22 protein-coding genes are annotated in these 26,973 nt (G+C 66.0%); 12 read left to right on the top strand and 10 right to left on the bottom strand.

Annotation, left to right across the window (positions count from 1 at the left end; all coding sequences use genetic code 11):
• Positions 1-86: 86 nt before the first annotated feature.
• Both AB8841_RS09705 and AB8841_RS09700 read right to left on the bottom strand, forming a co-directional pair.
• The gene (locus AB8841_RS09705) at positions 87-2,606 is read right to left on the bottom strand and encodes a calcium-binding protein (protein ID WP_370435652.1); all 2,520 of its coding nucleotides are present in this window, start codon (positions 2,604-2,606) and stop codon (positions 87-89) included.
• Between the two features lie 168 nt (positions 2,607-2,774).
• Positions 2,775-4,034, bottom strand: coding sequence for a ubiquinone biosynthesis hydroxylase (locus tag AB8841_RS09700; RefSeq protein ID WP_370435651.1), 1,260 nt, complete (start codon positions 4,032-4,034; stop codon positions 2,775-2,777).
• Positions 4,035-4,198: 164 nt separating this feature from the next.
• Here AB8841_RS09700 and tesB point away from each other — a divergent pair, with 164 nt between their 5' ends.
• The 3 genes from tesB to AB8841_RS09685 all read left to right on the top strand — a co-directional run bounded on the left by tesB (position 4,199) and on the right by AB8841_RS09685 (position 7,320).
• Positions 4,199-5,059, top strand: coding sequence for an acyl-CoA thioesterase II (gene tesB, locus AB8841_RS09695; RefSeq protein WP_370435650.1), 861 nt, complete (start codon positions 4,199-4,201; stop codon positions 5,057-5,059).
• 538 nt (positions 5,060-5,597) lie between these two features.
• On the top strand, positions 5,598-5,936 hold the full coding sequence (locus AB8841_RS09690) for a P-II family nitrogen regulator (protein ID WP_370435649.1): 339 nt from the start codon (positions 5,598-5,600) through the stop codon (positions 5,934-5,936).
• A 37-nt stretch (positions 5,937-5,973) separates the two neighbouring features.
• Positions 5,974-7,320 (top strand): ammonium transporter, encoded by a 1,347-nt coding sequence (locus AB8841_RS09685; RefSeq protein WP_370435648.1) that lies wholly within the window; start codon positions 5,974-5,976, stop codon positions 7,318-7,320.
• Between the two features lie 225 nt (positions 7,321-7,545).
• Here AB8841_RS09685 and AB8841_RS09680 read toward each other — a convergent pair whose 3' ends face one another.
• From AB8841_RS09680 to AB8841_RS09670, 3 genes are read right to left on the bottom strand one after another with little or no spacing between them, the layout of a single operon-like run.
• Positions 7,546-8,145, bottom strand: a complete 600-nt coding sequence (locus tag AB8841_RS09680; protein WP_370435647.1) for an SCO family protein — start codon at positions 8,143-8,145, stop codon at positions 7,546-7,548.
• A gap of 10 nt (positions 8,146-8,155) precedes the next feature.
• Positions 8,156-9,103, bottom strand: a complete 948-nt coding sequence (locus tag AB8841_RS09675; RefSeq protein ID WP_370435646.1) for a DUF1775 domain-containing protein — start codon at positions 9,101-9,103, stop codon at positions 8,156-8,158.
• Between the two features lie 47 nt (positions 9,104-9,150).
• On the bottom strand, positions 9,151-9,531 hold the full coding sequence (locus tag AB8841_RS09670; RefSeq protein WP_370435645.1) for a hypothetical protein: 381 nt from the start codon (positions 9,529-9,531) through the stop codon (positions 9,151-9,153).
• A 174-nt stretch (positions 9,532-9,705) separates the two neighbouring features.
• On the opposite strand from AB8841_RS09670, the gene AB8841_RS09665 reads away from it, so the two are divergent.
• The 4 genes from AB8841_RS09665 (at position 9,706) to AB8841_RS09650 (ending at position 16,605) form a co-directional block, all read left to right on the top strand.
• Entirely contained in the window at positions 9,706-12,300 is a 2,595-nt protein-coding gene (locus AB8841_RS09665; RefSeq protein WP_370435644.1) for a DNA translocase FtsK 4TM domain-containing protein, read from the top strand.
• Positions 12,301-12,544: 244 nt separating this feature from the next.
• Positions 12,545-13,483: an outer-membrane lipoprotein carrier protein LolA gene (locus tag AB8841_RS09660; protein ID WP_370435643.1), complete on the top strand. Its 939-nt coding sequence runs from the start codon at positions 12,545-12,547 to the stop codon at positions 13,481-13,483.
• Positions 13,484-13,610: 127 nt separating this feature from the next.
• Positions 13,611-14,426: an exodeoxyribonuclease III gene (gene xth, locus AB8841_RS09655; RefSeq protein WP_370435642.1), complete on the top strand. Its 816-nt coding sequence runs from the start codon at positions 13,611-13,613 to the stop codon at positions 14,424-14,426.
• Positions 14,427-14,523: 97 nt separating this feature from the next.
• Complete coding sequence (locus AB8841_RS09650) at positions 14,524-16,605, top strand: methyl-accepting chemotaxis protein (RefSeq protein ID WP_370435641.1); 2,082 nt, start codon at positions 14,524-14,526, stop codon at positions 16,603-16,605.
• A 257-nt stretch (positions 16,606-16,862) separates the two neighbouring features.
• On the opposite strand, the gene AB8841_RS09645 is transcribed toward AB8841_RS09650, so the two are convergent.
• Positions 16,863-17,357 (bottom strand): cyclic nucleotide-binding domain-containing protein, encoded by a 495-nt coding sequence (locus tag AB8841_RS09645; RefSeq protein WP_370435640.1) that lies wholly within the window; start codon positions 17,355-17,357, stop codon positions 16,863-16,865.
• Positions 17,358-17,363: 6 nt separating this feature from the next.
• Positions 17,364-18,050, bottom strand: coding sequence for a response regulator transcription factor (locus AB8841_RS09640; RefSeq protein ID WP_370435639.1), 687 nt, complete (start codon positions 18,048-18,050; stop codon positions 17,364-17,366).
• Positions 18,051-18,279: 229 nt separating this feature from the next.
• Between AB8841_RS09640 and AB8841_RS09635 the strand changes: the two genes are divergently transcribed.
• Together AB8841_RS09635 and AB8841_RS09630 are read left to right on the top strand one after the other, a co-directional pair.
• On the top strand, positions 18,280-18,813 hold the full coding sequence (locus AB8841_RS09635) for a L,D-transpeptidase (protein WP_370435638.1): 534 nt from the start codon (positions 18,280-18,282) through the stop codon (positions 18,811-18,813).
• Between the two features lie 3 nt (positions 18,814-18,816).
• Entirely contained in the window at positions 18,817-19,683 is an 867-nt protein-coding gene (locus AB8841_RS09630; protein WP_370435637.1) for a RimK family alpha-L-glutamate ligase, read from the top strand.
• An 18-nt stretch (positions 19,684-19,701) separates the two neighbouring features.
• On the opposite strand, the gene AB8841_RS09625 is transcribed toward AB8841_RS09630, so the two are convergent.
• Both AB8841_RS09625 and AB8841_RS09620 read right to left on the bottom strand, forming a co-directional pair.
• Positions 19,702-20,655, bottom strand: coding sequence for a site-specific DNA-methyltransferase (locus AB8841_RS09625; RefSeq protein WP_370435636.1), 954 nt, complete (start codon positions 20,653-20,655; stop codon positions 19,702-19,704).
• 92 nt (positions 20,656-20,747) lie between these two features.
• Positions 20,748-21,431: a YggS family pyridoxal phosphate-dependent enzyme gene (locus AB8841_RS09620; RefSeq protein ID WP_370435635.1), complete on the bottom strand. Its 684-nt coding sequence runs from the start codon at positions 21,429-21,431 to the stop codon at positions 20,748-20,750.
• A 127-nt stretch (positions 21,432-21,558) separates the two neighbouring features.
• Here AB8841_RS09620 and leuS point away from each other — a divergent pair, with 127 nt between their 5' ends.
• The 3 genes from leuS to holA are packed head-to-tail and all read left to right on the top strand — an operon-like array spanning position 21,559 to position 25,727.
• Positions 21,559-24,180, top strand: a complete 2,622-nt coding sequence (leuS, locus tag AB8841_RS09615; protein WP_370435634.1) for a leucine--tRNA ligase — start codon at positions 21,559-21,561, stop codon at positions 24,178-24,180.
• Entirely contained in the window at positions 24,167-24,703 is a 537-nt protein-coding gene (gene lptE, locus AB8841_RS09610; RefSeq protein ID WP_370435633.1) for an LPS assembly lipoprotein LptE, read from the top strand. Before leuS ends, lptE begins: the two co-directional genes overlap by 14 nt.
• A 4-nt stretch (positions 24,704-24,707) precedes the next feature.
• Positions 24,708-25,727: a DNA polymerase III subunit delta gene (gene holA, locus AB8841_RS09605; protein WP_370435632.1), complete on the top strand. Its 1,020-nt coding sequence runs from the start codon at positions 24,708-24,710 to the stop codon at positions 25,725-25,727.
• Between the two features lie 365 nt (positions 25,728-26,092).
• Here holA and AB8841_RS09600 read toward each other — a convergent pair whose 3' ends face one another.
• Positions 26,093-26,971: a ParB/RepB/Spo0J family partition protein gene (locus AB8841_RS09600; RefSeq protein WP_370435631.1), complete on the bottom strand. Its 879-nt coding sequence runs from the start codon at positions 26,969-26,971 to the stop codon at positions 26,093-26,095.
• Between the last annotated feature and the right edge of the window lie 2 nt (positions 26,972-26,973).

Below are 26,973 nucleotides of genomic sequence, written 5' to 3'. Positions count from 1 at the left end.
ATGAGACCGGCCGGAGGGATCCTCCGGCCGCTGCGTTTCTCGAAAAGCCCGGCTTCCGCAAGCCGGGCTTTTCGTTTCCACCTTGCTCAGAAGATGACGAGATCGCTGTGGGTCAGGCTCAGGTTCTTGCCGATGAACGCGACTTGAACCGCCTTTGCCTTGCCGGTCCCGTCCGGATCGTAGAACAGGGCGCCGGCCGCCTTGTAGTAGATGATCCTGTCGTCCTTGTCCTTGACGTGGTCGCCCACCACGAAGGCCTTGGATGACAGGGTGCCTCTGGCGATCTTGGAAAAGATCGCGTGCGACAGCCTGATCGTGTCGTCGGCGGGCTTGAAATCGGCGATGTACTGGATGTTCGACCCCGCCCGAGACGCGTTGAACACGAAGCTGTCCTTCCCGGCACCGCCATACAGGGTATCATTGCCGGTGCCGCCGTAAAGGACATCGTCGCCGACACCGCCATCGAGCACGTCCTTGCCCGTGCCGCCATAGAGAATGTCGGCGCCGTCACCTCCGACGAGGTAATCGTTGCCGGCCCCGCCATAGAGGGTGTCGTTGCCGGTAGCGATCAATCCGGCATCGCGGGTCCCGTAACCACCGACGACGGTATCGTTGCCAGCTCCGCCATCGACGAGATCGTTGCCCTTGTGGCCGAAGACCTGATCATTGCCGCCCAGGCCATAGACCCTGTCGTTGCCGTATTCGCCGACGACCTGCTCGCCGGCATTGGTTCCCTGACGGATGACGGCGGCATCCTCGTATTCGTTGACGATCGTGATCACCACGTCCCGCGTGGCGGTGCCCGTCATGGCGCCGTCGCTGAGGTTCTTGAGGCCGTCGCTCACCGTCACGTGGATCGTGTAGGTGGCGGTCGCGAGCCCGTTGCTCAGGGTTTCGAAATTGAGGAGATCCTTGTCCTTGACCCGGATGGTCTTGCCGTCCTCGTCCAGCTTGAAGAGGTCGTTCTCCTGCAGGGTGAAGGTCAGGGCATCGCCGTCGGCATCGACAGCCGAGAGAACCCCGACGGCGGCGTCGTTGGCGCTGTTTTCCCGGATGCCGCTGCCTGAAATGCTGACCGTCGTCGGAGCCGCCGAGTTGGTGAGCGCATAGGTCTCGTCGTCGGTCGCCGTATCGGGATTTCCGAGGAATTTCAGCAGACGGATCCCTTTGAGGCTGTCCTTGCCGCCGGTCGCGCCCTCGATCGTATGCTCGACCGTATAGGACGTCTCCTCGGTCCCGGTCGGTACGGAGACGAGATAATTGTTCCTGGTACCCGAGAAGACGGCCATGTCGTTGCCGTCTCCGCCCTCCAGGGTGTCGTCGCCATCGCCGCCCCAGAGCGTGTCGTTGCCGGCATCGCCGATCAGCTTGTCGATGCCCGCACCGCCGACGAGGCTGTCCTGACCGAGGCCGCCATTGAGGCTGTCGCTGTCCGCGCCGCCGTCGAGCGTGTCGTTGCCGTCGCCGCCCTCGATCGTATCGGCGCCGCCATGACCGCTGAGACTATCGTTCCCGCTCCAGCCCCAGAGCTTGTTCGCGCTGTCGCTGCCGTCGATGGTGTCCCAGTTGCTGCTGCCGTTGACGTTCTCGATGTCCTTCACCGTGTCCCAGCCGGACCCAAAGGTATTCTGGGAGACGCCGTTGAGCCTGAGGTCCAGTTTGACCGCGGCCGTCCCGAAATAGTTCGCCGTATCCTCGCCCTCGCCGCCTTCGAGCGTGTCGTTACCGGCACCGCCTTCGAGCGTGTCGTTGCCGTCGCCGCCCTGGAGCAGGTTGTCCGCGACGTTGCCCTTGATCCAATCGCCGTTGGCACCGCCGACGACGTTCTCGATATTCACCAGCGTGTTGGAGTCGAAGCCGCCGCCGATGAACTGCTGGCCCGTCTGCGACAGATCGACGTTGATGCCGCTCGTCGTGCCGGTCGGCGGGGCCGAGTAATCGACCGTGTCGCTGCCCGCGCCGCCGTCATAGACATCGTTGCCCTTGCCGCCGACGAAGACCTCGGAGCCGGCGCCGCCAAAGGCCCGGTCGTTGCCGTCGCCGAGCACGATTCTGCCGATGATCGTGCCGCCGCTGCCGTCATAGATGTCGTCGCCGTCGCCCAGGTCGACCGCGATCCCCTCCGGCCCCGTGGAGCGGATGAGCCCGGCATTGACGACCCGGTCGCCCGCGGAACCGCTTACGATGGCTTTTCCGGAGGCGATAAGCGTGCCCGTGTTCAGCACATCGAGCTTGCCGTTGCCGTCCATCTTAATGCCGGTGACGCCGGTAAGCGTGCCCTGATTGGTGACGATGCCCTCTCCGCCCGCAGAGAAATGGATCGCTGCACCCACGACCGAGGAAATGAACCCGCCGCCGTTAAAAATCCGATTCGGTTTGGTCGCGGAGCCCTCAGCGGCAAAGGCGATGCCGTCGTTCTGGCCGAAGATTGTCACACCCGGAATGAGCGTGATGTCCTGGATTCCGGTCGCATTGATGGCATTCTTGCCTGCGGTGCGGTTGCTGATCGTCACGCCGACGAAGGCCGTCCCATCAAGCAGGGCCACGCTGCCGTCCGCTTCACGGGTCGGGAGGTTGTCGGGATCGAAGTAGTAATTCTCGGCCATGGGTCTCTTCCAACGAGCAAAGGATCGATGGTCATATCCGATACGTTATTTCGTTTAAAACGAAAAGGGCCCAGCGCGCATCTTTCCGTCGCACCGAAGACAGCGCCGCTGCAGCCGGCGACCATGGTTATCGAAATGTTTCGACAGCTCGCGGCAGGTCGGCCGCACTCAGAGCGTCTGGCCCTTCAGCAGGCGCGGCGCGTCGTCGCGTCTCAGGCCCGCGGCCTCCCGGATCAAGAACCGCTTCAGGCCCGGCATGCGGTCGACCAGGCCGAGGCCGAGATCGCGGACCAGGCGCACCGGCAGCATGTCGTTCGAGAACAGCCGGTTCAGGCCGTCGGTCACGATGCCCATGGCGGTGATGTCCGCCCGTCGGGCGCGCTCGTACTGCATGAGCACGTCGGCGCTGCCCGGGTCCATGCCGAGCCGCATGGAATCGGCGATGATCTCCGCCAGGACCGCCACGTCGTGGAGGCCGAGATTGAGTCCCTGGCCGGCGATCGGGTGAATGAGATGGGCCGCATCCCCCAAGAGCGCGAGGCGCTCGCCCACGAAGGAGCGGGCCACGCCGAAGGCCAGGGGATAGGCCTGCGGCTTCGTCTCGAAGGCAATCGTTCCGAGTTGCAGGCCGAACCGCTTCTCGAGTTCCGCCAGCAGATCCTCCGGATGGGATTCGAGCAGGGCGGGCACGTTCTCGCTGCGCTCGCTCCAGACGATGGAGGAGCGGTGCTGCACGGATCCGTCGGCTTGGACCTCGTCCGCCAGGGGCAGTATCGCGAAGGGGCCTGCGGGCAGGAAATGCTCGACCGCCCTGCCCTCGTGGTCGCGCTCATGCGAGATCGTGGCGACGATGCCGGACTGCTTGTAGGGCCAGAATATCCAGCCGATACCCGCCTGCTCCCGCAGCCGCGAGCGCGCGCCATCGGCGGCGACCAGAAGGGCGGCCGAGAGCGTCTCGCCTCCCGCCAGGGTGATATCGGTGTGCCCGCCCCGCAGAGTAAAGCCCGTCACGCCTTCGGGTCTTAAGGACACACCGCCGGACCGGCAGGCGTCGAGCAGGACCGCCGTCAGGTCGCCCGACGTCACCATATGGGCGAAGGGCTCGCCATCGACCGCGCCTTCGAAGGTCAGGAAGGTGGGACGCACCGGGTCCTGCAGGCTCGAATCCGTGATCACCATATCGAGGATCGGCTGCGCCTTGGCGGAAACAGCCTCCCAGAGCCCCAGCGCCTCGAACATCCGGCGCGCCGCCGCGGCGATCGCGAAGGAGCGCCGGTCGCCATGCGGATCGCGGGCGAGCGCTGGATCGCACATGACCACGTCGACCCCATCGGCCAGCGCGCGCTTGAGGGCCAGCGCGAGGGAGAGCCCGGCCAACCCGCCGCCCGCGATGACAATGCGCGACCGTTCCGTGCCTGCTGCTGCCATGGTGTTCTCCTGCCTCTCGAAGGGGTCTGTGGGCGCACCGCCTCGCCGTGCGCCGCGTTGACCCTATTAGTTTGGGTGTCAGCGATCCATCGGCCAGCGTCAAGCTTGACGTTCTCGCCACCCTCGTCGATGGATGATGCTTTCCTCTAGAGGATGACCGATTCATGTCCGGCGCCGTGACAGACCTTCTCTCCATTCTCGATCTCGAACAGCTCGAGGTGAACCTGTTTCGCGGCCAGAGCCCGAAGAGCGGCTGGCAGCGGGTCTTCGGCGGGCAGGTGATCGGACAATCCCTGGTCGCCGCCACCCGCACGGTGGACGCTCGCCATCCCCATTCGCTTCATTGCTATTTCATGCTGCCGGGCGATCCCAAGGTGCCGATCATCTACGAGGTGGACCGGATCCGCGACGGCAAGAGCTTCACCACCCGCCGCGTGGTGGCCACCCAGCACGGACAGGCGATCTTCGCCATGTCGGCCTCGTTCCAGGTCGACGAGGGCGGGTTCGAGCATCAGGCCGAGATGCCTAAGGTGCCGGGTCCCGACGAGCTTCCGTCCGAGGAGGAGGTGAAGGGCCGCCTGCTGCTTCAGATGCCGGAGCCCATGCGCACCTATTACGAGCGCGAGCGGCCCCTCGAGATCCGGCCCGTGGAGATCAACCGCTACACCTCCAGGGCTCCCGGCGAGCCGCGCTTCCATGTCTGGATCAAGACCACCGGCCGGCTGCCGGACGATCCCGCCATCCATCAATGCGTTCTCGCCTATGCGTCGGACATGACGCTGCTGGACACGTCGCTCATCCCCCATGGCCTGACCGTGTTCGATCCCACCGTCCAGGCGGCGAGCCTCGACCATGCCATGTGGTTCCACCGCCCCTTCCGGGCCGACGAGTGGCTGCTCTACGCGCAGGACACTCCCAACGCCTCGGGCGCGCGCGGCTTCTCCCGCGGCCTGATCTTCAAGCAGGACGGCACCCTCGTGGCCTCGGTCGCTCAGGAAGGGCTCATCCGCGACCGCAGCGCCTGACGGCTTCAGGATATGGCCGTACGACGTCATGGCCGCTCCGGAGTTGATCCGAGGATCGGACCCGATCATCCGCGTCTTGGGGGCCTGCCATGAAGACGTGACTCCCCGGCGCAAGGCCGGGGATGACGTGAGGGCGGTGAGTCGGGCTTCTGCTCACCCGCCTGTCCCATCTCCTCGCCCCTGCAAGCCGCGTGTTCCGGCTTGTGGCAAGCACGGAACCGTCGCGGGCCAGTACGGGGCTTGAGGGATAGAGGCGCTGCCCGCGCCTATCGGGAAAGCCCCCGGGGCCGATGGCCTGCGAACCGGCTTGCCCAAGAATTCGGTTGCCCAAGAATTCGGTTGCTCAAGAATTCATCAGCCAGGACTTTTTCTGCCCATTTCCGGCCTGCCCAGGAAAGAGGCAGGGCCGTCACGCCCTGCCGCGCGGACTTGGCATGATTATTGCTTATCCCCTGCCGAGACCTGCCTTGAGAGGCGGGTTCGTTCCGAAACCACGGCCCGAGACTCTCGGGCCAGCGTCTCAAAGGGGGCCTGACCCATGAAAATCGTGATGGCGGTCATCAAGCCGTTCAAGCTGGAGGAGGTGCGCGACGCGCTCACCACCCTGGGCGTGCACGGGCTGACGGTGACCGAAGTGAAGGGATACGGCCGGCAGAAGGGCCATACGGAAATCTATCGCGGTGCCGAATACGCCGTGAGCTTCCTGCCGAAGCTCAAGATCGAGGTGGCCGTGGCGTCGGAGCTGGTCGATCCGGTGATCGACGCGATCTCGGCGGCCGCACGCACGGGCCAGATCGGCGACGGCAAGATCTTCGTCACGTCGCTCGAGAAGGCGGTCCGCATCCGGACGGGCGAGACCGATGCCGACGCCCTCTGATTTCATTTTTCCAGCCATTCTCCGGAGTTCCGATCCGATGAAGTTCCGTCATCTTCTCGTGCCCGCGCTCGGTGCGCTGGCTCTCGGCCTCGCCGCCGCCCAACCTGCCCTCGCGCAGGACGCGGCCGCCGCCGCTCCCACCGTCGACAAGGGCGACACCGCCTGGATGCTCGTGTCGACGATCCTCGTGATCCTCATGACGATCCCCGGGCTCGCGCTGTTCTACGGCGGCCTCGTGCGCTCCAAGAACATGCTGTCCGTGCTCATGCAGATCTTCGCGGTGTTCAGCCTCGTCGCCATCCTGTGGGTGACTTACGGCTATTCGCTCGCCTTCACGTCCGGCCCCGAAGGCGCGCTCGGCGCCGTCATCGGCGGCTTCTCCAAGGCGTTCCTGGCCGGCGTGAGCGGCAATTCCACCGCCGATACCTTCACCAAGGGCGTGGCGATTCCGGAATTCACCTTCATCGCCTTCCAGCTCACCTTCGCGGCGATCACCCCGTCCCTGATCGTCGGCGCCTTCGCCGAGCGCATCAGGTTTTCGGCCGTGATGCTGTTCACCGGTCTCTGGCTGACCTTCGTGTACCTGCCGATCGCCCATATGGTGTGGTTCTCGGAAGGCTATCTCTTCGGCCTCGGCGCCCTCGACTTCGCGGGCGGCACGGTGGTGCACATCAATTCCGGCGTGGCCGGCCTCGTCGGCGCGCTCCTGGTCGGCAAGCGCATCGGCTATGGCCGCGACCTGATGGCGCCGCATTCGCTCACCCTCACCTTCGTGGGCGCATGTCTCCTGTGGGTCGGCTGGTTCGGCTTCAATGCCGGATCCAATCTCGAGGCGACGGGCGGCGCGGCCCTGGCGCTTCTCAACACCATCGTGGCGCCTGCCGCGGCGGGCTTGGCCTGGATGACGGTCGAGGCCATGGGCAAGGGCAAGGCCTCGCTGCTCGGCATCGCGTCGGGCGCGGTCGCGGGCCTCGTCGCCATCACGCCGGCCGCGGGCCTTGCCGGCCCCATGGGCTCCATCGTGCTCGGCCTCGTGGCCGGCGCGGTCTGCTACTTCGCCGTGACGGCCGTGAAGAATGCCCTCGGCTATGACGATGCGCTCGACGTCTTCGGCATCCACGGGGTGGGCGGCATCGTCGGGGCCATCGGCACCGGCATCGTCGCGGCGCCCTCGCTCGGCGGCACGGGCGCGGCCGATTTCAGCATCGGCGGCCAGGTCGTCACGCAGTTCGTGGCGGTCCTCATCACCCTGGTCTGGACAGGAATCGGCTCCGTGATCCTCTTCAAGATCACCGACCTGATCACCGGCCTGCGCGTCACGCAGGACGCCGAGCGCGAGGGTCTCGATCTCGCCGACCACGGCGAGCGCGCCTACAACTACTGAGCCATAACCCGCATCGCCCAACGGCTATCCCGCTCGCCGGGCGATGCGACAACGAAGCCTTCCAGAGGCTCGAAAGGGAAAAGCCCCGGTCCTGCAAGGGCCGGGGCTTTTCTCGTGAAATGGCGCATCCGACGTTCGAATCCTCGATCATCCTCGCCTCTCGTGTCATCTCCCCGCTTTCCCGTCATCGCCGCGCTTGCCCCGGGATGACGGCAGCGAAAGGCGTCACCCGTTCTTGACCAACTGCCTCAGCTTGGCGCGCCGCACGTCCTGCGTTTCCTGGAAGTTGGAGGTTCCGTAGAAATCGCCCTTGCTGTCCATGAGGAAAATCGTGGCCGTGTGATCCATCGTGTAGCCGGAATCGGTCGGAACCTTGCGGTAATAGATCCGGTACTCCTTCGCGACGGCGGCGATCTCGTCGTCCGTTCCGGTGAGGCCGACGATGCGCGGATCGAAGGACGAGAGATAGGTCTTCATCAACTCCGGCGTGTCCTGTGCGGGATCGACGGTGACGAAGGCGACGCGCAGCCTGTCCGCGTCGGGCCCGAGAGCCTCCAGATCCTGGGTGAGATCGTAAAGGGTCGTCGGGCACACCTCCGGGCAATGCGTGAAACCGAAGAACACCGCGAAGGGCTTGCCCTTCAGGTCCGCATCCGTGAACGGCTTGCCCTCGTGCGAGGTCAGGCGGAACGGGCCGCCGATGGGCACGCGCCCGGCGCTCTGCTGCTGCGGCGGCTGGAAGATGAACAGGGCAGTGGCGAGAAGGACCCCGAGGCCGACGAGAAACACCACCAGCGGGACGAGAAGGGAGCGCTTGAAAGCCATCGTCGCCTCCTCAATGCTTGTGCTCGCCGGCGCCCGGCACTTCGCCGCCCATGCCGCGGACGGCGTATTCGACCTCCACCTTGCCGGCCTTCTCGAAGGTGAGCGTGCCCTTCACGGTCTGGCCTTCCTTCAGAGGCTCCTTCAGGTCCATGAACATGAGGTGGTTGCCGCCGGGCTTCAGTTCGACCGTGGCGCCCGGCTTGATCTCGAGCCCGCCCTGGATCGGCTTCATGCGCATGACGTCGCCGTCCATGCTCATCTCGTGCACCTCGACCCGCGAAGCGCCCGGGAAGGTGCCGCCGGTCAGGCGGTCCGCCTCCGGCCCGGTATTGGTGATCCGCACATAGCCGCCTCCGACCTTCGCGCCGCCCGGCGTCGCGCGCGACCAGGGCTGGTCGATGGTGAGCGTGCCGACCTTCTGGGCCACCGGCGAGGCATTCGCGGCCGCCACGATCTTCACGCCCGGCGCGGGCGCCGCGAGCCCGTGGGGATCCTCCCCGGCGGCGGGAACCTGCACCCATTCCTCGGTGCTCTTCTCGCATTCCTGCACCACGGGGAAATAGACGACCGCGCCCGGCTGATAGGCGTCGGTAAAGCGCGCCTGGAAGACGAACTCGTCATAGAAAGCGTCGTCGAGCGAGCCCGTCCAGACGATGTCGGTCACGCCTTCCGAGACGGTTTCGCCATTGACCTGATAGGCGCGCACATAGGCACCTTTGGCGATCTCCAGCTTCCAGCCGGCCTTCGGCATGGGTTTGACGGCCACGACGCCCTCGGGAATGCGCACGCGCACCTTCAGGGTCGGCTTGCCGTCGCAGCCATGGGGGATGCGCAGGACCGCCTTGTAGGTCGAGTTGGGCGTGGCCTGGGCCGTCTCGAACGAGACATGGGCGAAGGCGGGCGTGGAAACGGCGAAGAGGGCGGCGGCGAGCGCACCGCGCGGGTAAAACGGCGACATAGGTCGGATTCCTGTTCCAGAGTTCGGTTGATCGGCGATGAGGACAATCAGCCGAGGAACGGCGGCGCGCGCGATCCGACCGGAAGGACGTTCGAGAAATGGCGGGCGGCCGGGGACGGGCCCGGGGCGCGCCGGTCGGGCGTGACGGTGGACAAGCGCTCGACCGACACGAATTCGGGCGCAGGGCCGGCGGACCCCTTGCCGTGGCAGCTTAAGGTGCAGCACAGCCCGTCATGGGCCTTGGCCGGGGCGTGGTCGGGCCGGGAGGGACTGCCCGTAAGGCAGAGCACGCCCTGCGGCCCTGCGAACTCGGCCGCATGGGCGGCAGCGCCAACGGAGGCGAGCAGGGTCTGCAGCAGCAGGGCATAGGCCATCAGCGCCGTCAGAACGGCGCGCTTCCAGCCGGTGATGGAGACCTTGCGCATCATGGCGGGACACTGGTCCGTCCGGCCCGATCCGTCAACAGCGCAAAAGGCCCGCCATTGCCGGCCCGGAGGAAAGGCGGCCCCTTCCCGGCCGCTCAGGGTTAATGGACCCTTAACCCGCACCCCATACAGTCCGGGCAAGACAGCCTCGATTGACATGGTTTCCAGAGTGGTTTGATGCGTACGGCACGCCGTTCCTCCTCTTCCGCCTATGACGGCCTCTTCAGCGGCTTGCGCACGTTCCTCGCCCGGCGGACGCAGGAGCTGACGGGCCTGTGCCTGATCGCGGTCGCAGGCGCGATTGCGGTGGCGCTCGCCACCTGGTCGGTGGACGATCCGAGCCTCAACAACGCCACGGATATTCCCGTGCACAATATGCTGGGCTGGCCCGGCGCCATCGTGGCCGACCTGCTGATGCAGCTCCTGGGGCTGGGTGCCATCGCGGCCCTCCTGCCCCTCGCGCTCTGGGGCTGGCGGCTCATGAAATCGGGCGAACTCGGCCGCCTGCAACTGCGCTTCGCCCTCTGGGTGATCGGCACCGGCGCCGCGACGGCGCTCGCCAGCGCCATGCCGGCTACCGACCGCTGGCCCCTGCCGACGGGTCTCGGGGGCGTGGCCGGCGACGCGGTTCTCACCGGCGCCAAGGCCGTGACGGGCCTCTCCAGCGGCTCGGCCAGCGCCGTGCTGGGCTTCCTGTGCGCCGGCATCGCCATCCTGAGCCTCACCGCCGCCTGCGGCCTGAGCCCCACCGAGGAGCGCTCCTACGAGGAGCCCGAGGAGGATGAGGCGCCCCGCCCGATGAGACGCCGCCAGATCGCCGATCCGGACGAGGCCGAGGATGCCGGTCACGACGAGCCCGGCTGGGGCATCGTGTCCCTGGGCGCGCTCGCTCACGGCCTCATGAGCCTTCGCGCGAGCGCGCAGCGCTGGCGCGAGGGACGCCATTCCCCCGAGGACGACGGGGAGATCGAAACCGCCCCGCAGCCGCGCCGGTCCGGCCGGACCGGCGGCATGCGCCGCGAGCCGGTGCTCGACGCTCCCCAGGCCCGCCCGGCGCGGACAGTCGCTGCGCCGGCCTACGACGACGATGAGGGTGAAGCCTATGAGGACGAGCCGATGGTGCAGGCGGTGCCCCGCGCCGCCATGCGGCCGGAGCCGGTCTCGGCCCGGGTCGCGCCCGCGCCCGCCGCGCCGAGGCCCGGCAAGCGCATGGCGCGTGAAGCGCAGCCTTCGACGCTGGACGGCGACAAGTACCAGTTGCCGCAGTTGAACCTGCTCGCCGAGCCGAAGAAATCGGCCGTTCCCCTGATCTCCGCGGAGGCGCTGGAGCAGAACGCCAATCTGCTCGAGAGCACGCTGGAGGATTTCGGCGTGCGCGGCGCGATCACGAAGGTGAGCCCCGGTCCCGTCGTGACTCTCTACGAGCTCGAGCCTGCTCCCGGCACGAAGTCCTCGCGGGTGATCTCGCTTGCCGACGACATCGCCCGCTCCATGAGCGCGGTCTCGGCCCGCGTAGCCGTGGTCCAGGGCCGCAACGCGATCGGAATCGAGCTGCCCAACCACAAACGCGAGACCGTGTACCTGCGCGAGCTCCTCGCCTCCCAGGATTTCGAGACCTCCAAGCAGAAGCTCGCCCTGTGCCTCGGCAAGACGATCGGGGGCGAGCCGGTGATCGCGGACCTCGCCCGCATGCCGCATCTGCTGGTGGCCGGCACGACCGGCTCGGGCAAGTCGGTGGCGATCAACACCATGATCCTGTCTCTCGTCTACCGGCTCACCCCGGCCGAGTGCCGCCTGATCATGGTCGATCCGAAGATGCTCGAATTGTCCGTCTATGACGGCATTCCGCACCTGCTCACCCCCGTGGTGACCGACCCGAAGAAGGCGGTGGTGGCGCTCAAATGGGCGGTGCGCGAGATGGAGGACCGCTATCGCAAGATGTCGAAGCTCGGGGTGCGCAACATCGACGGCTTCAACGCCCGCGTGAGTGAAGCCAAGGCGCGCGGAGAAACCATCACCCGCACGGTGCAGACCGGCTTCGACCGCGAGACGGGCGAGGCGATCTACGAGGACGAGGTGATGGATCTCGATCCCTTGCCCTACATCGTGGTGATCGTGGACGAGATGGCCGACCTGATGATGGTGGCCGGCAAGGAGATCGAAGGCGCGATCCAGCGCCTGGCCCAGATGGCGCGCGCCGCCGGCATCCACGTGATCCTGGCGACCCAGCGCCCCTCGGTCGACGTGATCACCGGCACGATCAAGGCGAACTTCCCGACCCGCATCTCGTTCCAGGTCACGTCCAAGATCGACAGCCGCACGATCTTGGGGGAAATGGGCGCCGAACAGCTCCTGGGCCAGGGCGACATGCTCTACATGGCCGGCGGCGGTCGCATCACCCGCGTCCACGGCCCCTTCTGCTCCGACGAGGAGGTCGAGCATGTGGTGGCGCATCTGAAGCGTCAGGGCCGCCCGCAATATCTGGAGGCGGTCACCGCCGAGGACGACGAGGGAGGAGCCGGCAGCGATACGGCCGTCTTCGACCAGGGCGAGTTCGGTTCGCCCAGCGGAGACCTCTACGATCAGGCCGTGGCGGTGGTCCTGCGCGACAAGAAGGCGTCGACGAGCTACATCCAGCGCCGGCTGCAGATCGGCTACAACCGCGCCGCATCGCTCATGGAGCGCATGGAGCAGGAAGGCATCGTCGGGCCCGCCAATCACGCCGGAAAACGCGAAATCCTGCTTGAAAGTCCGCACGGAGGAGACGATTAGCGCATCGTGCGGACCCGGCGGGCCGCGCCAGCAAAAAGTGGCCCCGGTTTTTCGCAAGAATGATGCGCTCTTTTCAAGAAGGGAGCATCGAATTGATCCCAAAGTGGATTCCACTTTTGGGTCCGATGCTCTAGCGCATAGGCCGGAACCTTAACCGCAGCTCCGCGTCATTCCACTGCGCTTTGCCTCAGCGCTTTGGAAAAAGCGCGGCTGCCGTCATACTGGTTCCGAAAGGATGGTTTCCATGCGCCCTGTCAGCATTGCCGGTCTGGTGACCGTGGTGTCCGCGCTCGCGGGCCCGCTGCCGGCCGCCGCCCAGGTGCTGCCCATGGACATGATCCTGCCGCCCGAGCATCCGATCGCCGAGGGCTTCGCGGCCTCGGCGCCATCGCTTCCGACCTCGTTCTTCCATCAGGCGTCGGCCGCTCCTGCGGATGCGGCCGAGGTGACGCAGCCCGCCTCCCGACCGGTCAATGCCGAGCAGGTTCTCGCGGCCACCGCACCCCTATCCCCGCCGCTGCCCCCTGCCCGACCGGCTTTGGCGGAAGCCCCTCATGCCTCGGAAGCGAAGCCGGTCGATATTGCCCCCAAGCCCGTGGTCATGGCGTCGATGGGGCCGGTCGGAGACGGCCAGCCCCTGCCGAACAGCGTGATCGTCGATCGGGCGAACGCCTATTTCACCAATCTCAACACGCTGGTCGCCGATTTCACCCAGGTGGGCGGGGACGGGCGACGGACGGGCGGCACGCTCTATCTCCAGCGTCCCGGCAAGGTGCGCTTCGAATATGATCCTCCGGCGACCCTCCAGGTGATCGCCGACGGTCGCTCCGTGGCCGTGCGCGACCGCAACCTCGCCACGCAAGACCTCTATTCGATCTCGCAGACACCTCTGAAGTTCCTTTTGCGCGAGCGGGTCAATCTCGGGCAGGATATCAAGATCACCGGCATATCGAGCGAACCCAACACGGTCCGCATCAATCTCGAAGATTCCAGCACGCTGGGCGGCACGTCGCGGATCACGCTCTTCTTCGACCCGGACGTGCAGAACCTCAATCAATGGCGCATCCTGGATGCGCAAGGCTTCCAGACGGTGGTGGTGCTCAACCAGGTCCAGAAGGGCCGGCGCATCGACCAGGACATGTTCCGGATCCAGTACGAAGAAATCCGGGGCGACAACAAATAGCCCTGTCCGGCAATCCGCCCCTTGCAGCCGCGACTTCCGGCAATTCCATTGCGGCGACGGCCTTACACCCTTCCCTCAGGCGAAAATCTGTCGTAGCCCGGGACGGTCTATCGAGGGGCTGTTTTCCGTGAAACTCACCGTCTCCACCTGGAACATCAATTCCGTTCGCCTGCGCATCGACCAGGTCGCCCGCTTCCTGAAGGACCGGCGTCCCGACATCCTGTGCCTCCAGGAGACCAAGTGTCCCAACGACAAGCTGCCCCTCAAGGAGTTGCAATCCTTCGGCTATCCGTTCGTGGTCCATATGGGCCAGAAGGGCTATAACGGCGTCGCCATCCTGTCGCGCTATCCCTTTTCGGATACGAGCGTGATGGAAATGTGCGACCGCCAGGACGCGCGCCACATCACCGTGACCTTGAGCCCGCAGGCGAAGGCCGCATCCGGGGTCACGATCCATAATTTCTACGTGCCCGCGGGCGGCGACATTCCCGACCCGGAGCTCAACGAGAAATTCCGCCACAAGCTCGATTTTCTTAAAGAGATGCGCGCTTGGGGCGCGAAGGCGAAACCCGCCGCCGGACCCGCAATCCTGGTGGGCGACCTCAACATCGCGCCGCTCGAGCATGACGTGTGGAGCCATAAGCAGCTCCTCGACGTGGTGAGCCACACGCCGGTCGAAACGGCGGCCCTGGAGGAGCTGCGCCAGGAGGCGGGCTGGATCGACGCCATGCGGCATCTCCGCCCGGAGCCTGAAAAGATCTATTCCTGGTGGAGCTACCGCTCTCCCGATTGGGCCGCCGCCGACAAGGGCCGCAGGCTCGACCACATCTGGCTCTCGGACGGGTTGAAGGATTCGCTGCGCTCCATCGACGTAACCCGCGACACCCGCGGCTGGGAGCGCCCTTCCGACCACGCGCCGGTGACGGTGGAGCTGGAGCTTTGAAACCCTGAGGCAAAAGACGCCTCATTCCGGCAAGCCAGACGCAAGCCAGCCGTCGTAGAGGCGAGGAGACTCAACTCGCCATGCCTCGGGGGCACGAATGGTTCTCAGACTGCGTTCGATCAAAAGCCGCGTCCTGCTGCTGGCGGGGGCGGGTTTCATAGGGGCCTGCACGATCCTGACACTTGCGGGCACCCAGATCATGATGAGCTCGGGACGCAGCGAGGCCATCGACACGGCGAAGACGATGCTCAACGAGTACAAGGGGCTCGTGCAGGCGGAGATCGGCCGGGCCATCTCGGCCGCGACGATCACGCGATCGACCGCGGAAGCCATCGTCTACGACTACAAGGTGGAGCGCGGCGAGGTTGCGGAGATCCTCGCCAGGGCCGTGGAGGGCCAGCCCAGCCTCGTCGGCATGACGCTCGCCTTCGAGCCCGATGCCATGGACCGGCAGGACAAGATCTATCTGGCCGACACCTATTCGGACTCGAGCGGCCGGTTTGCACCCTATTTCTACTGGTCCAAGTACGGGAAGGTTGAGGTCGAACCGATCGAGCTGACCAGGAAGCCGGAGGCGATCGCGAACTGGTACACCAAGCCGCTGCGCGACAACCGCGATCAGATCGTTCCCGCCTATAATTACGAGATCGACGGCGAGGACGTGCTGCTGTCGACTGTGAGCGCCGTCGTCCGCCGCGATACCGTGCCGGTCGGCATCGTCACGGCCGACATGCGTCTCGATTCGATCTCCAAGCGGATCGGCGCGCTCAGGCCTTTCGATGAAGGAACCGTGAGCCTCATCGGCGCGGGAGGATTGTGGGTCGCGCACCAGAATGCCGGACTTCTCGGCAAGCCCGCCGACGACACGTTCATCGCCGATCTGAAGGCCAAGGCCGAGGCCTCGCAGGACGATTTCGCCGACGAGATGGTCCAGGATGCCGCCGGTGAGACCGTCTACCGCGCCGTCGTTCCGGTCACCTTCCCGGGCATCCAGGAACCCTGGCTCCTGGCCATCTCGGTTCCGGCCGACGCGATGATCGCGCAGGCTATCGAAGCGCGCAATCTGATGCTGGCGGTGGCGGCCGGCCTTCTCGTCTTGGCCCTGATCGGCGCCTGGTGGGCGGCCCGTTCCCTGGCCACCCCGATCACCCGCATGACGGCGACGATGAAAACCCTGGCCCAGGGCGACACGAACGTTCAGGTCACCGATACCGACCGCGCCGACGAGATCGGCGCAATGGCCGGGGCGGTGCAGATCTTCAAGGAAGCCCTGATTGCCAAGCGCGGGGCCGACGAGGCCGCCGCCGTCGAGGCGGACGCGAAGATGCGCCGCGCGCAGATGCTCGACGAGCTCACCAGGCAGTTCGAGGCCAATGTGTCCGTGCTCACCGGCAGCCTTTCCGCTGCGGCGACCGAGATGGAAACCACCGCGCAGTCGATGACGTCCGTGGCCGATCAGACCACGAGTCAGTCGGTGAGCGTCGCCTCCGCGGCGGAGCAGACCTCGGCCAATGTGCAGACGGTGGCGGCCGCCACCGAGGAGCTGTCGATCTCGATCCGCGAGATCGCCTCTCAGGTCGGCCAGTCCTCGCGCATCGCCGAGCAGGCGGTGTCCGATGCCCGGCGCACCAACGAGACCGTGCAGGCGCTGGCGGCCTCGGCCGAGCGCATCGGCGACGTGGTGCAGCTGATCAGCACGATTGCGGGCCAGACCAACCTGCTGGCGCTCAACGCCACCATCGAGGCGGCGCGCGCAGGCGAGGCCGGCAAGGGGTTCGCGGTCGTGGCCTCCGAGGTGAAAAACCTCGCGACCCAGACTTCGAAGGCAACCGAAGAGATCTCGACCCAGATCGGCGCGGTGCAGCAGGCGACCGCCGAAGCGGTGCAGGCGATCCACGACATCGCCCGCACGATCGGCGAGATGTCGCAGATCTCCGTGTCGATCTCGGCCGCCATGGAGGAGCAGGGTGTGGCGACGGCGGAAATCTCGCGCAACGTGCAGGAAGCCGCGCGCGGTACCGAGGCGGTGACCGGCAACATCAACGAGGTCCGCCAGGGTGCGGGCGAAACAGGCCAGGCGGCCTCGCAGGTGCTGAGTTCGGCGCAGGCGCTGGCCCGTCACTCCGAGACCCTGACCCGCGAGGTCGGCTCGTTCCTGTCGGGCGTGAAGGCCGCGTAAGGACGCAAAGAGCGGGCACGCGGGCTTGCCCTTCGCGGGATCCGGGCGGACCCTGCTCCCCCTCACGGCGCTTCCTTCGCCTGGCATCCTGAGGCCGCGGGGATGACGGGAGAGTAGCCCGGGATGGCGGGGCGAATGCGTGAAACCTACAGCATCGGACGTGACATCGAATCCACATCCGATGCAGTCAGCCTATGATTTCGAGCATCTTTTCACGCAAAACTGGCCCCCGCTTTCGCGTCTGACGCTCCAGGCCCTCACTCGCCGTCGGAAGCCTTTGCGGGGTTCTCTTCGCGGTCGATGGCGATGAGCTTCCGGCGCACCTCCTCCAGACCCTCCGTCAGCCGGTCGAGCTCGGCCGCCATGGCGTCGTGCATGGCGGCGGCGGCGGCGGGAAACTCCTCCAGGACACGGCGCATGAGGCTCGGAGTGACGCGGATCACCGTGGAGGCTTCCTGAGCCTTGGCGGTCGCGGGCCTGATGATGCGGGTGAAGAGGGCGGCCTGGCCGATCAGGGAGCCGGGCCCGGCCACGAAGGCCGCCGGCGAGCCGTCGTCGCTGGCGTCGAGCGCGATCGATCCCCGGCTGACCACATACCCCCCGTCCGAATGGTCGCCCTTGCGAAACAGCACGTCGCCCTCGCGGAGGGACCGGTTCTCCGACGCGAAGGCCACGAGACGCAGGGCGTCCCGCCCCAGCAGGTTGAACAGGGGAGCCTGGGAGAGAACCGCGATGTCGTCGTCGAGTGCCATGGATTGCTACGGGATCAGCTTGTAGCCGCCCGGCTCAGTCACGAGGATCCGGGCGTTGGACGGGTCCGCCTCGATCTTCTGGCGCAGGCGGTAGATATGCGTCTCCAGGGTATGCGTCGTCACGTTGGAATTGTAGCCCCAGACTTCGGTGAGAAGCGTATCGCGCCCCACCACCGCCTGACCGGCCCGGTAGAGATAGCGCAGGATCGCCGTTTCCTTTTCGGTCAGCTTGAGCTTCGAGCCCTTCTCGCTGGTGAGCAGCTTCGAGCCGGGACGGAACGTATAGGGGCCGATCTGGAACACCGCGTCCTCGCTCGCCTCGTACTGGCGCAGCTGCGCGCGGATGCGGGCGAGCAGCACGGCGAACTTGAAGGGCTTCACCACGTAGTCGTTGGCGCCCGCCTCCAGGCCCATCACGGTATCGCTGTCCGACCCCTGCGCCGTGAGCATGATGATGGGGCTGCGGAAGCCGTTCTGGCGCATGACCTTCACGGCTTCGCGCCCATCCATGTCGGGCAGGCCCACATCCATGATGGCGAGATCGATCCGGTCGCCCTTGACCGCCTCGATGGCGGCCGTCGCCGTATCCACGGTCGCCACCTGGAATTCTTCGTGGAGCCCCAGCTGCTCGGCCAGGGTGTCGCGCAGATCCTGATCGTCGTCCACGACGAGGAGGCGGCTGGCATTCGACATCTCAAACCCTTCAATTGGTGAACAGCAAAGCAATGGAGCGAAGTTCAGGAGGCAGAACCGGAACCTGCTCCTGTCTTCGCTCATGATCGTCCAGTCGACCGGCCGGAACCTTGGGCACGGTCGAGGCCGAACGTCTCGGCCAAGCTTCTCGCTTTCGGATCACGCTCGTTGCTTTAGAGTAGTCATTCCCAGCTTGACAACAAGGGGCAGTCCCTGCCCTTCCACGGCTATGAAGCGCACCAGTGTCGATGTCATCCGCGTTTGCCGCTCCCCGCTCGATCATCGGCGGGGATGGCTGAAGGCCGGCAATCTCACCCTGCCCTGCGCCCTCGGGCGCTCGGGAACGAGCCATGCGAAGCGGGAGGGCGACGGCGCCTCGCCGGTCGGATGCTTTGGCCTGCTGCAGGCCTTTTACCGGGCCGATCGCGGCCCCCGCCCCCGCACGGGCCTGAGGCTGCGACCCATCCGCCCGAACGACGGCTGGTCCGACGATTCTCAGGACCGGCGCTACAACCGCCTCGTTCCGCTCCCCTGCCCGACGAGCCATGAGGCAATGTGGCGGGACGACCATCTCTACGACGTGGTGATCGACATCGCGTGGAACCGGGGCCCCATCGTCAGGGGCCGCGGCAGCGCCATCTTCCTCCACCTCGCTCGCCAGGGCTTTCGACCGACGGAAGGATGCGTGGCGGTGGAACCACGCATGATCCGCCGCCTCCTGGAACGGATCGGGCCGAAGACCCGCATCGAGATCGTTGGCTGAACGATGATCCTGATCGCGGCCTGCTCGGAATATCCGCAGCCGACGCCGAGCATCGCGGCTTTGCTCGATGCCTTGCGGAGCCTGGGCGCGGACGTGGCTTATCGCCCCTGGAGGACGACACCGCTTTCGACATTCGCCGCAGCCCATGCGGTTCTGCCCTTGTGCTGCTGGGACTATCACGGCGATCCGGCGGCATTCCCGGCGTGGATCGATGCGCTCGAAGCGCGGGGCGCGCGGCTGCTCAATCCACCGGCGACCCTGCGCTGGAATTTCCGCAAGACCTATCTGCTGCAGATGGCCGCGGCAGGGCTGGCGGTCCCGCCGACGATCCATCTCCAGGAGGCCACGACTGCCGGGATCGTGCGACAGATGAAGACTCAAGGCTGGCGGACGGCCGTGCTGAAGCCGGTTTCGGGCCAGAGCGGCTATGGCGTGCAGAAGATCGACGAGACGGCGGACTTCGATCTTTCTCTCGGCTCCGGGCCTTCGGGCGAAGCGTTGCTCCAGGACTTTCAGGCGGACATGGCGGCTCTCGGGGAGACGACTCTCACGTTCATCGACGGGGGCTTCTCCCATGCCGTGCGCCGCGTCCTGAAAGAGGGCGAATGGCGCGCCAATTCGCAATTCGGCGTCACCTACGAACGGGTCGATGTCGGCCCGGACGTGATCGAATCCGCGAAAGCCTGTCTCGCGCTTGCACCCGAGGCCCCAGTCTATGCCCGCGTCGATGGGATCGTACGCCCGAGCGGCTTCATGCTCATGGAGCTCGAGCTCATCGAGCCCTATCTCTATCTCGAATTCGCCCCCGGCAGCGCGGAGCGGATGGCTCGGGCCGTTCTGAACCGGGTGAACGGTCCAGGCGCGGCTTGAGCCCGGGACAGGGGCGCATCAGCCCTCGCCCTTGAGCCGCTTCCTGGCCGTCTCGACATAGGTTTCGTCGGCCTCGAAGCCGATGAAGCGGCGGTTGAGAGCCTTGGCGGCCACCAGGGTCGTGCCGCTGCCGCAGAAGGGATCGAGCACGGTCTGGCCCTCCTGCGTGGTGAGCTCGATCAGGGCCTGCATCAGGCGAACGGGCTTCTGCGTCGGGTGCAGGCCGCCCTCCTTCGGGGCGAAGCCCATGTCGAGCACGTTCTCGGGACCGGAGACATATTTCATGAGCGCCTCCTGATTGTAGGCCCCGACCCCGTGTACGAGGGCGTTGTCGGCCAGCGTCGCGCCGATCCGGTAGGGCTTGGTGAGCCACAGGACCGGCTCGAAGGTGGGGCGCAGGTTGCCGACGCGCCACCCATCCCAGGTCCGTGCCGCCGCCGCGTCGCCGCGCCTTTCGTAGACAGCGCTCAGGCGCTGCGCCCGGTGGGGCGCGCGGGCTCGCATCCAGGCGAGCATGTCCTTGTAGGAAAAGCCGGAATCCTCCATCGCGGCGACGCAGCGATGAGCAAGGCGGCGGCCGGCGAAGACGAGCGCCGAGCCTCCGGGCTTCAGGACGCGTAGCCATTCCGGCGCCCATGTAAGGCACCAATCGTAGTATTCGCGCGGAATGGCGCGGTCCGCCTCCGACCAGCCGTTGATGGGCTTGCCGCGCTTCTTGAACACCGCGCCCGCCTTCGCCTGCGCGGGGCTGGCCCCGAGATAGGCCGAATTGGTGTTGGTGTGCAGCACGTCCCAATCCTCCGCCCCGATGCCGTAGGGGATATCGCTGAGGATCAGGTGCACGCTCGCCGACGGGAGGGACCTGACGAGCGCGACCGAGTCGCCGGCGAGCACGCCGTCGAGCGGCAATACGCCTTCCCCGGCCGTCTCGACCGGAGCCATGCGCTGGCGATTGGCTGTTTGGTGCGTCACGTCAAACCACGTCGGATCCGATGAAAGCCTACTCAGGCGGGAGCGGTGCCGATAGGCCAGAAGGGCACGCGCCCTTCCCGCTCCACATCATTTCACGCCTGGGGCTTCGGGCGGGCTCCGAAGATCGCGCTGCCGACCCGCACATGGGTCGCGCCGAGCTGGATCGCCTCGTCGAAATCGGCGCTCATGCCCATGGAGAGCACCGTCAGGCCGTGCCGTTTGGCGATGGTGCTGAGGAGCGCGAAATGAGGCGACGGAGGGTCCTCCGCCGGGGGAATGCACATGAGGCCTTCGATCTCCAGGCCGTATGTGGTGCGGCAGGCCTCCAGGAAGGCGTCGACCTCGGCCGGGATCACCCCGCCCTTCTGCGGCTCCTCGCCCGTATTGACCTGAACCAGCAGGCGCGGCCTTCTGCCTTGCCTGGCGATCTCCTTGGCGATCTCCTTGGCGAGCGAGGGCCGGTCGAGGGTGTGGATCACGTCGAAGAGCTCCACCGCTTCCTTCGCCTTGTTGGACTGGAGCGGCCCGATCACGTGAAGCTCCACATCCGGGTAGCGCTGCCGCAGCGCGGGCCACTTGGCCCTGGCCTCCTGGACGTAGTTCTCGCCGAAAACGCGCTGGCCCGCGGCCAGGACCGGCTCGATGGCCTCTGACGGAAAGGTCTTGGACACGGCCACCAGGGTGATGTCCGAGGGGTCGCGCTCGTAATCCGAGGCGGCGCGGCGAATGGCCTCCCGCACCTCTCTCAGGCCTTCGACCGCATTGTTCTCGCTCATGGGACCCTCTCAAAGCCGACTTCCTTCGCGCGAGACCGTTGACCGCGCGGGAGAGCTGTGTCCTAGTCCGCCGCAACGTGGCGGCGCAAGCCGCTTGAATCTCCAAACCACGGATGACTTAGGAAAAATGAGGCCCGAGCGCTACAACGCCAAGGAAGCCGAGCTGAAATGGCGGAAGGTCTGGAACGACCGCGACCTGTTCAAGACCGACAACGACGACCCGCGTCCGAAATACTACGTGCTCGAGATGTTCCCCTACCCGTCCGGGCGCATCCATATGGGTCACGTGCGCAACTACACGATGGGCGACGTGGTGGCGCGCTACAAGCGGGCCAGGGGCTTCAACGTGCTTCATCCGATGGGCTGGGACGCCTTCGGCATGCCGGCCGAGAACGCCGCCATGCAGAACAAGGTCCACCCGAAGGAATGGACCTACGCTAACATCGCCACCATGCGCTCCCAGCTGCAATCCATGGGCCTGTCGCTCGATTGGAGCCGCGAGATCGCCACCTGCGATCCGAGCTACTACAAGCATCAGCAGCGCATGTTCCTCGATTTCCTCGAGGCGGGTCTCGTCGACCGCAAGACCGCCAAGGTGAATTGGGACCCGGTGGACCATACGGTGCTCGCCAACGAGCAGGTGATCGACGGGCGCGGCTGGCGCTCCGGCGCCCTCGTGGAGCAGCGCGAGCTGACCCAGTGGTTCCTGAAGATCACGGATTTCGCGCAGGATCTCGACGACAGGCTCGCCACCCTCGACCGCTGGCCGGACAAGGTGCGCCTGATGCAGCACAACTGGATCGGCCGCTCGGAAGGCCTGCTGGTGCGCTTCGCCCTGAAGCCGGAGACCACTCCGAGCGGCGAGGCCGAGCTCGAGATCTACACCACCCGGCCCGACACCCTCTTCGGCGCCAAGTTCATGGCGGTTGCCCCCGACCACCCGCTGGCGCGAGCCGCCGCCGCGAAGAATCCGGAACTCGCCGCGTTCATCGAGGAGGCTAAGCGCATCGGCACCGCGCAGGAGGCCATCGAGAAGGCCGAGAAGCTCGGTTTCGACACGGGCGCGCGCGCGGTGCATCCGTTCGATCCGAACTGGACGCTGCCGGTCTATGTCGCCAACTTCATCCTGATGGATTACGGCACCGGCGCGATCTTCGGCTGCCCGGCGCACGATCAGCGCGACCTGGATTTCGTCAACAAGTACGGCCTGGGCAACACGCCCGTCGTCTGCCCGCCTGACCAGGATCCGGCGACCTTCGTCGTCACGGACACGGCCTACGACGGCGAAGGCCGGATGATCAATTCCCGCTTCCTCGACGGCCTCACCATCGCGCAGGCCAAGGAAGAGGTCGCCAGACGCCTCGAGTCGGAGAGTCGCGACAACCGTCCGGTGGCCGAGCGCAAGGTGAATTTCCGCCTGCGCGACTGGGGCATCTCGCGCCAGCGCTACTGGGGCTGCCCGATCCCGATCATCCATTGCGATGCGTGCGGCGTGGTTCCCGTGCCGAAGGACCAGCTGCCCGTGGTGCTGCCCGACGACGTGTCCTTCGACGTGCCGGGCAATCCGCTCGACCGTCACCCGACCTGGAAGCACGTGGATTGCCCGACATGCGGCAAGGCGGCTCGCCGTGAGACGGACACCATGGACACCTTCGTGGATTCGTCCTGGTATTTCGCCCGCTTCACGGACCCGACCCTCGACAACGAGCCGACCGACCGAGCTACCGTCGATTCCTGGCTGCCGGTCGATCAATATATCGGCGGCATCGAGCACGCGATCCTGCACCTGCTCTATTCGCGCTTCTTCACCCGCGCGATGAAGAAGACGGGACACACGGGTCTCGATGAGCCCTTCGCGGGCCTGTTCACGCAGGGCATGGTGGTGCACGAGACCTACAAGGATGCGGGTGGCGCCTGGGTGCTGCCGAGCGACGTGCGCTTCGAGACGCAGGACAATGCGCGCAGGGCCTTCCATGTGGAAACCGGAGCGCCCATCGAGATCGGCTCCATCGAGAAGATGTCGAAGTCGAAGAAGAACACGGTCGATCCGGATGAGATCATCGCATCCTACGGCGCGGATACCGCCCGCTGGTTCATGCTCTCCGACTCGCCCCCCGAACGCGACGTGATCTGGACCGAGGAGGGCGTGCAGGGCGCGGGCCGCTTCGTGCAGCGCGTCTGGCGCCTCGTGGGCGAGATCGCCGACCGTATGGAAGGCGGCGACGGCGCGGCTTCGCAGGGCCCGATCGGCCTCAGCGTGCGCAAGGCCGCCCACAAGGTGCTTGCCGCCGTCGAGGACGATGTGGAGCGCCTGCGCTTCAACCGTTGCGTCGCGCATCTCTACGAGCTCGCCAACAGCCTGCAGGATCTGGCGAACCAGGCGAAGACGGCCCACGAGGCCGGGCTTTCCACCGCTTTCGCGGAAGCCGGCCGAATCTTCGTGCAGCTGCTCGCTCCGATGATGCCGCACCTCGCCGAGGAATGCTGGGCGTCCCTTGGCCAGCCAGGACTTGCGACCGACACCCCCTGGCCGGCGCTCGACCGCTCGCTCCTGGTCGAGGACATGATTACCCTGCCCGTTCAGGTCAACGGCAAGAAGCGCGCCGACGTGACCGTGGCGCGGGACGCGGATCAGGCGGCGGTCGAGGCGGCTGTGCTCTCGCTTGAGGCCGTACAAAAGGCTATGGAAGGAAAGCCTGCCCGCAAGATCATCGTCGTTCCGCAAAGGATCGTGAATGTCGTCGCTTAACTTCAAGAACCTGGCCCGCCTCGCCGTCGTGGCGGGCCTTACGTTCGGCCTGTCCGCCTGCTTCAAGCCGCTCTACGGTCCGACCGCCTCGGGCGAATCGCTTCAGGCAGTTCTGGCCGCCATCGACGTTCCCGAGGTCACCTGGCCGGACAGGCAGGCGGTGATCGGCCATTATCTGCGCAGCGACTTGATCTATGCCCTGAACGGCTCCGGCTCCGACACGCCGAAGCGCTATGTGCTGAAGCTCGCCCTCACCGAGTCGCTTTCGACGCCCGTCGTGGACACGGAAACCGGGCGCGCGAGCTCGGCCATCCTGGGTGGCTCACTCTCCTATACGCTGACGAATCTCGAGGGCACGAAGATCTTGACTCAAGGGACGGCCACCTCCACGACGACCTATGACCGTTATCAGCAGCGTTTCGCCACCGTGCGCGCCGGCCGCGATGCGGAAATCAGGCTCGCCAGGGTTCTGGCCGAGCAGGTGAAGACCCGGCTGGCTGCGACGCTCTCCGCCGGCAGCTGACCCGATGGTCGCCGTCAAGGCCGCCGACGTGGATGGGGTGCTGCGTCGCCCCGATCCGCGCATTGGCGTCTATCTGTTCTACGGTCCCGACATGGGCCTCATCAACGAGCGGGCCCGCGCCGTGGCGGAACGCTCGGTGGACGATCCCTCCGACCCCTTTCAGCTCATCCGGATCGATGGCGACGACATCGCCTCCGACCCCGCCCGCCTGGCGGACGAAGCCGGCACCATGGGTCTGTTCGGGGCCAAGCGGGCGATCTGGGTGAAATCCGCGTCGCGCAACATCGCGCCCGCAGTCGATATCGCGCTCAAGGGCAGCCTAGAGGACACAGTGATCATCCTGGAGGGCGGCGATTTGCAGAAATCGTCGCCTCTGCGCACCCTCTGCGAGCGTTCACAAAAGGCTCTCGCCCTGCCCTGCTACGCCGATACCGGCCGCGATCTCGGGGCAGTCGTGGACGAGACCTTGAAAAACAACGGTTTTTCGATCGGCCGCGAGGCACGCACGGCGCTGATCGCAAGTCTCGGCGGCGATCGCCTGGCGACCCGGGGCGAACTCTCGAAGCTCATGCTCTATGCGCATGGGGAGCGCGAAATCACCCTCGAGGACGTCGATGCGATCATGAGCGACGTCTCGAGCCTTGCTATGGACGCAGTGGTCGACGCAGCATTCGGCGGAGAAGGCACGGGCCTTGAAATCGGCTCACGGCGACTGGCCGCCGAAGGCGTTCACGCTTCCGTGGTGCTGGGAGCCGCCCTCCGCCATGCCCTGATGCTGCTCACGGCTCGTCTCTCGGTGGAGGATGGGCGTTCGGTTCCCGCCGTGATGGAGACTCTGCGCAGCCTGCATTTCCGCCGTAAGCCCCTGGTCGAACGCCATCTCCAGCGCTGGACGAGCGAGAGCCTGAAGGCCGCGATCGCCATCCTCCAGGCAAGCCTGCTCGACACACGCCGCCTGTCGAATCTCGACGACACGATCGCGGCCAAAGCCCTGCTCGATCTCGCCCGCATAGCGCGGCGATAGAGCATCGGACCTGAAAAGTGGAATCCACTTTTGGGATCGATCCGATGCTCCCACGATAGAATAGTGCATCGTTCTTGCGAAAAGCGGATCCGGTATCTCGCCGATACGGACCTTCATGTGCACCGGCCTTCACACGGTGTCGGCCATTCCGCATCGTCATGCCCGGCCTTGAGCCGGGCATCCACATCTTTGGCGTGCAACGGCACATGAAAACGTGGATGGCCGTGACGAGCACGGCCATGACGAGACGGCGTTGTGACCATCTCCATCGTCGTGCACTGCCCTAAGCCGGGCATCCACGTCGTTGCCCCAATGCGTTTCCTGAGCGCGGATGGCCGTGAACCTAGCGCATGCCGCCGCGCCGTTTACGGATTCAATCGGCGGCAGAGCCCGTCGAGCTGCTCCAAGGTTTTGTAGCGGATTCGCAATTCGCCGCCATTGCCCTTGTGGTCGATGGTGACTGTGAGGCCCAGAACGTCCTGGAGGACACGCTCCAGGGCGCGGGTATCCGGGTCCTTCTCCGGTTTGGGCTTGGCGGATTTCGTTTCAGGCCCGGACGGCATGGCGCTTTCCGCCTGCGCGAGAGCCTCGACCTGACGCACGCTCATGCCCTCGTCAAGCACATGCTGAGCGACCGTGACAGGGTCCTTCACGGCCAGAAGCGCGCGGCCGTGGCCGGCCGAGAGCTTGCGGTCGACGAGCAGCTTCTTCACCGGATCGGGCAGGTCGGTGAGGCGCATCATGTTGGCGATGTGGCTGCGACTCTTGCCGATGATCTTGGAGAGGTTTTCCTGCGTGTAGGAGAACTCGACCATCAACCGGCCATAGCCTTCCGCTTCTTCGATGGGATTGAGATCGGCGCGCTGGACGTTTTCGAGAATGGCGTATTCGAGGGAGGTCTTGTCGTCGATATCGACGACGACCACCGGCACCTCGTGCAGGCCGGCTTTCTGCGAGGCGCGCCAGCGGCGTTCCCCGGCGACGATCTCGTAGGAATCGGAGGTGTTCGGCACGGGCCGGACCACGATGGGCTGGATGATGCCACGATCCTTGATGGACTGGGTCAGCTCCTGAAGCTCCGCATCCTCGAAGACCTTCCGGGGGTTGCGCGGATTCGGGCGCAGGAACTCGACAGGCACTTTCCTCGCGCCTCCCTTGTTGCTCTGCAGGGTACCGATTTCATCACCGACCTCGCCGATCAACGCGGCCAAGCCTCGGCCAAGCGATTTTACTTCTTTCGCCATTG

The sequence above is a fragment of the Microvirga sp. TS319 genome (genome assembly GCF_041276405.1).
Taxonomy (GTDB): domain Bacteria; phylum Pseudomonadota; class Alphaproteobacteria; order Rhizobiales; family Beijerinckiaceae; genus Microvirga.
Note: the sequence above shows the minus strand (reverse complement) of the source record. Positions and strands in the feature narration are given on the sequence as shown.

What these genes read in the sequence shown, in the direction of transcription:
- AB8841_RS09685 (WP_370435648.1), top strand. Translation starts at nt 5,974, where the DNA reads ATGAAGTTCCGTCATCTTCTCGTGCCCGCGCTCGGTGCGCTGGCTCTC.
- AB8841_RS09600 (WP_370435631.1), bottom strand. Translation starts at nt 26,971, where the DNA reads ATGGCGAAAGAAGTAAAATCGCTTGGCCGAGGCTTGGCCGCGTTGATC.
- AB8841_RS09645 (WP_370435640.1), bottom strand. Translation starts at nt 17,357, where the DNA reads ATGGCACTCGACGACGACATCGCGGTTCTCTCCCAGGCTCCCCTGTTC.
- AB8841_RS09680 (WP_370435647.1), bottom strand. Translation starts at nt 8,145, where the DNA reads ATGGCTTTCAAGCGCTCCCTTCTCGTCCCGCTGGTGGTGTTTCTCGTC.
- AB8841_RS09690 (WP_370435649.1), top strand. Translation starts at nt 5,598, where the DNA reads ATGAAAATCGTGATGGCGGTCATCAAGCCGTTCAAGCTGGAGGAGGTG.
- leuS (WP_370435634.1), top strand. Translation starts at nt 21,559, where the DNA reads ATGAGGCCCGAGCGCTACAACGCCAAGGAAGCCGAGCTGAAATGGCGG.
- AB8841_RS09660 (WP_370435643.1), top strand. Translation starts at nt 12,545, where the DNA reads ATGCGCCCTGTCAGCATTGCCGGTCTGGTGACCGTGGTGTCCGCGCTC.
- AB8841_RS09665 (WP_370435644.1), top strand. Translation starts at nt 9,706, where the DNA reads ATGCGTACGGCACGCCGTTCCTCCTCTTCCGCCTATGACGGCCTCTTC.
- AB8841_RS09620 (WP_370435635.1), bottom strand. Translation starts at nt 21,431, where the DNA reads ATGAGCGAGAACAATGCGGTCGAAGGCCTGAGAGAGGTGCGGGAGGCC.
- AB8841_RS09675 (WP_370435646.1), bottom strand. Translation starts at nt 9,103, where the DNA reads ATGTCGCCGTTTTACCCGCGCGGTGCGCTCGCCGCCGCCCTCTTCGCC.
- AB8841_RS09650 (WP_370435641.1), top strand. Translation starts at nt 14,524, where the DNA reads ATGGTTCTCAGACTGCGTTCGATCAAAAGCCGCGTCCTGCTGCTGGCG.
- AB8841_RS09635 (WP_370435638.1), top strand. Translation starts at nt 18,280, where the DNA reads ATGAAGCGCACCAGTGTCGATGTCATCCGCGTTTGCCGCTCCCCGCTC.
- AB8841_RS09630 (WP_370435637.1), top strand. Translation starts at nt 18,817, where the DNA reads ATGATCCTGATCGCGGCCTGCTCGGAATATCCGCAGCCGACGCCGAGC.
- holA (WP_370435632.1), top strand. Translation starts at nt 24,708, where the DNA reads ATGGTCGCCGTCAAGGCCGCCGACGTGGATGGGGTGCTGCGTCGCCCC.
- AB8841_RS09700 (WP_370435651.1), bottom strand. Translation starts at nt 4,034, where the DNA reads ATGGCAGCAGCAGGCACGGAACGGTCGCGCATTGTCATCGCGGGCGGC.
- AB8841_RS09670 (WP_370435645.1), bottom strand. Translation starts at nt 9,531, where the DNA reads ATGATGCGCAAGGTCTCCATCACCGGCTGGAAGCGCGCCGTTCTGACG.
- AB8841_RS09705 (WP_370435652.1), bottom strand. Translation starts at nt 2,606, where the DNA reads ATGGCCGAGAATTACTACTTCGATCCCGACAACCTCCCGACCCGTGAA.
- tesB (WP_370435650.1), top strand. Translation starts at nt 4,199, where the DNA reads ATGTCCGGCGCCGTGACAGACCTTCTCTCCATTCTCGATCTCGAACAG.
- lptE (WP_370435633.1), top strand. Translation starts at nt 24,167, where the DNA reads ATGTCGTCGCTTAACTTCAAGAACCTGGCCCGCCTCGCCGTCGTGGCG.
- AB8841_RS09640 (WP_370435639.1), bottom strand. Translation starts at nt 18,050, where the DNA reads ATGTCGAATGCCAGCCGCCTCCTCGTCGTGGACGACGATCAGGATCTG.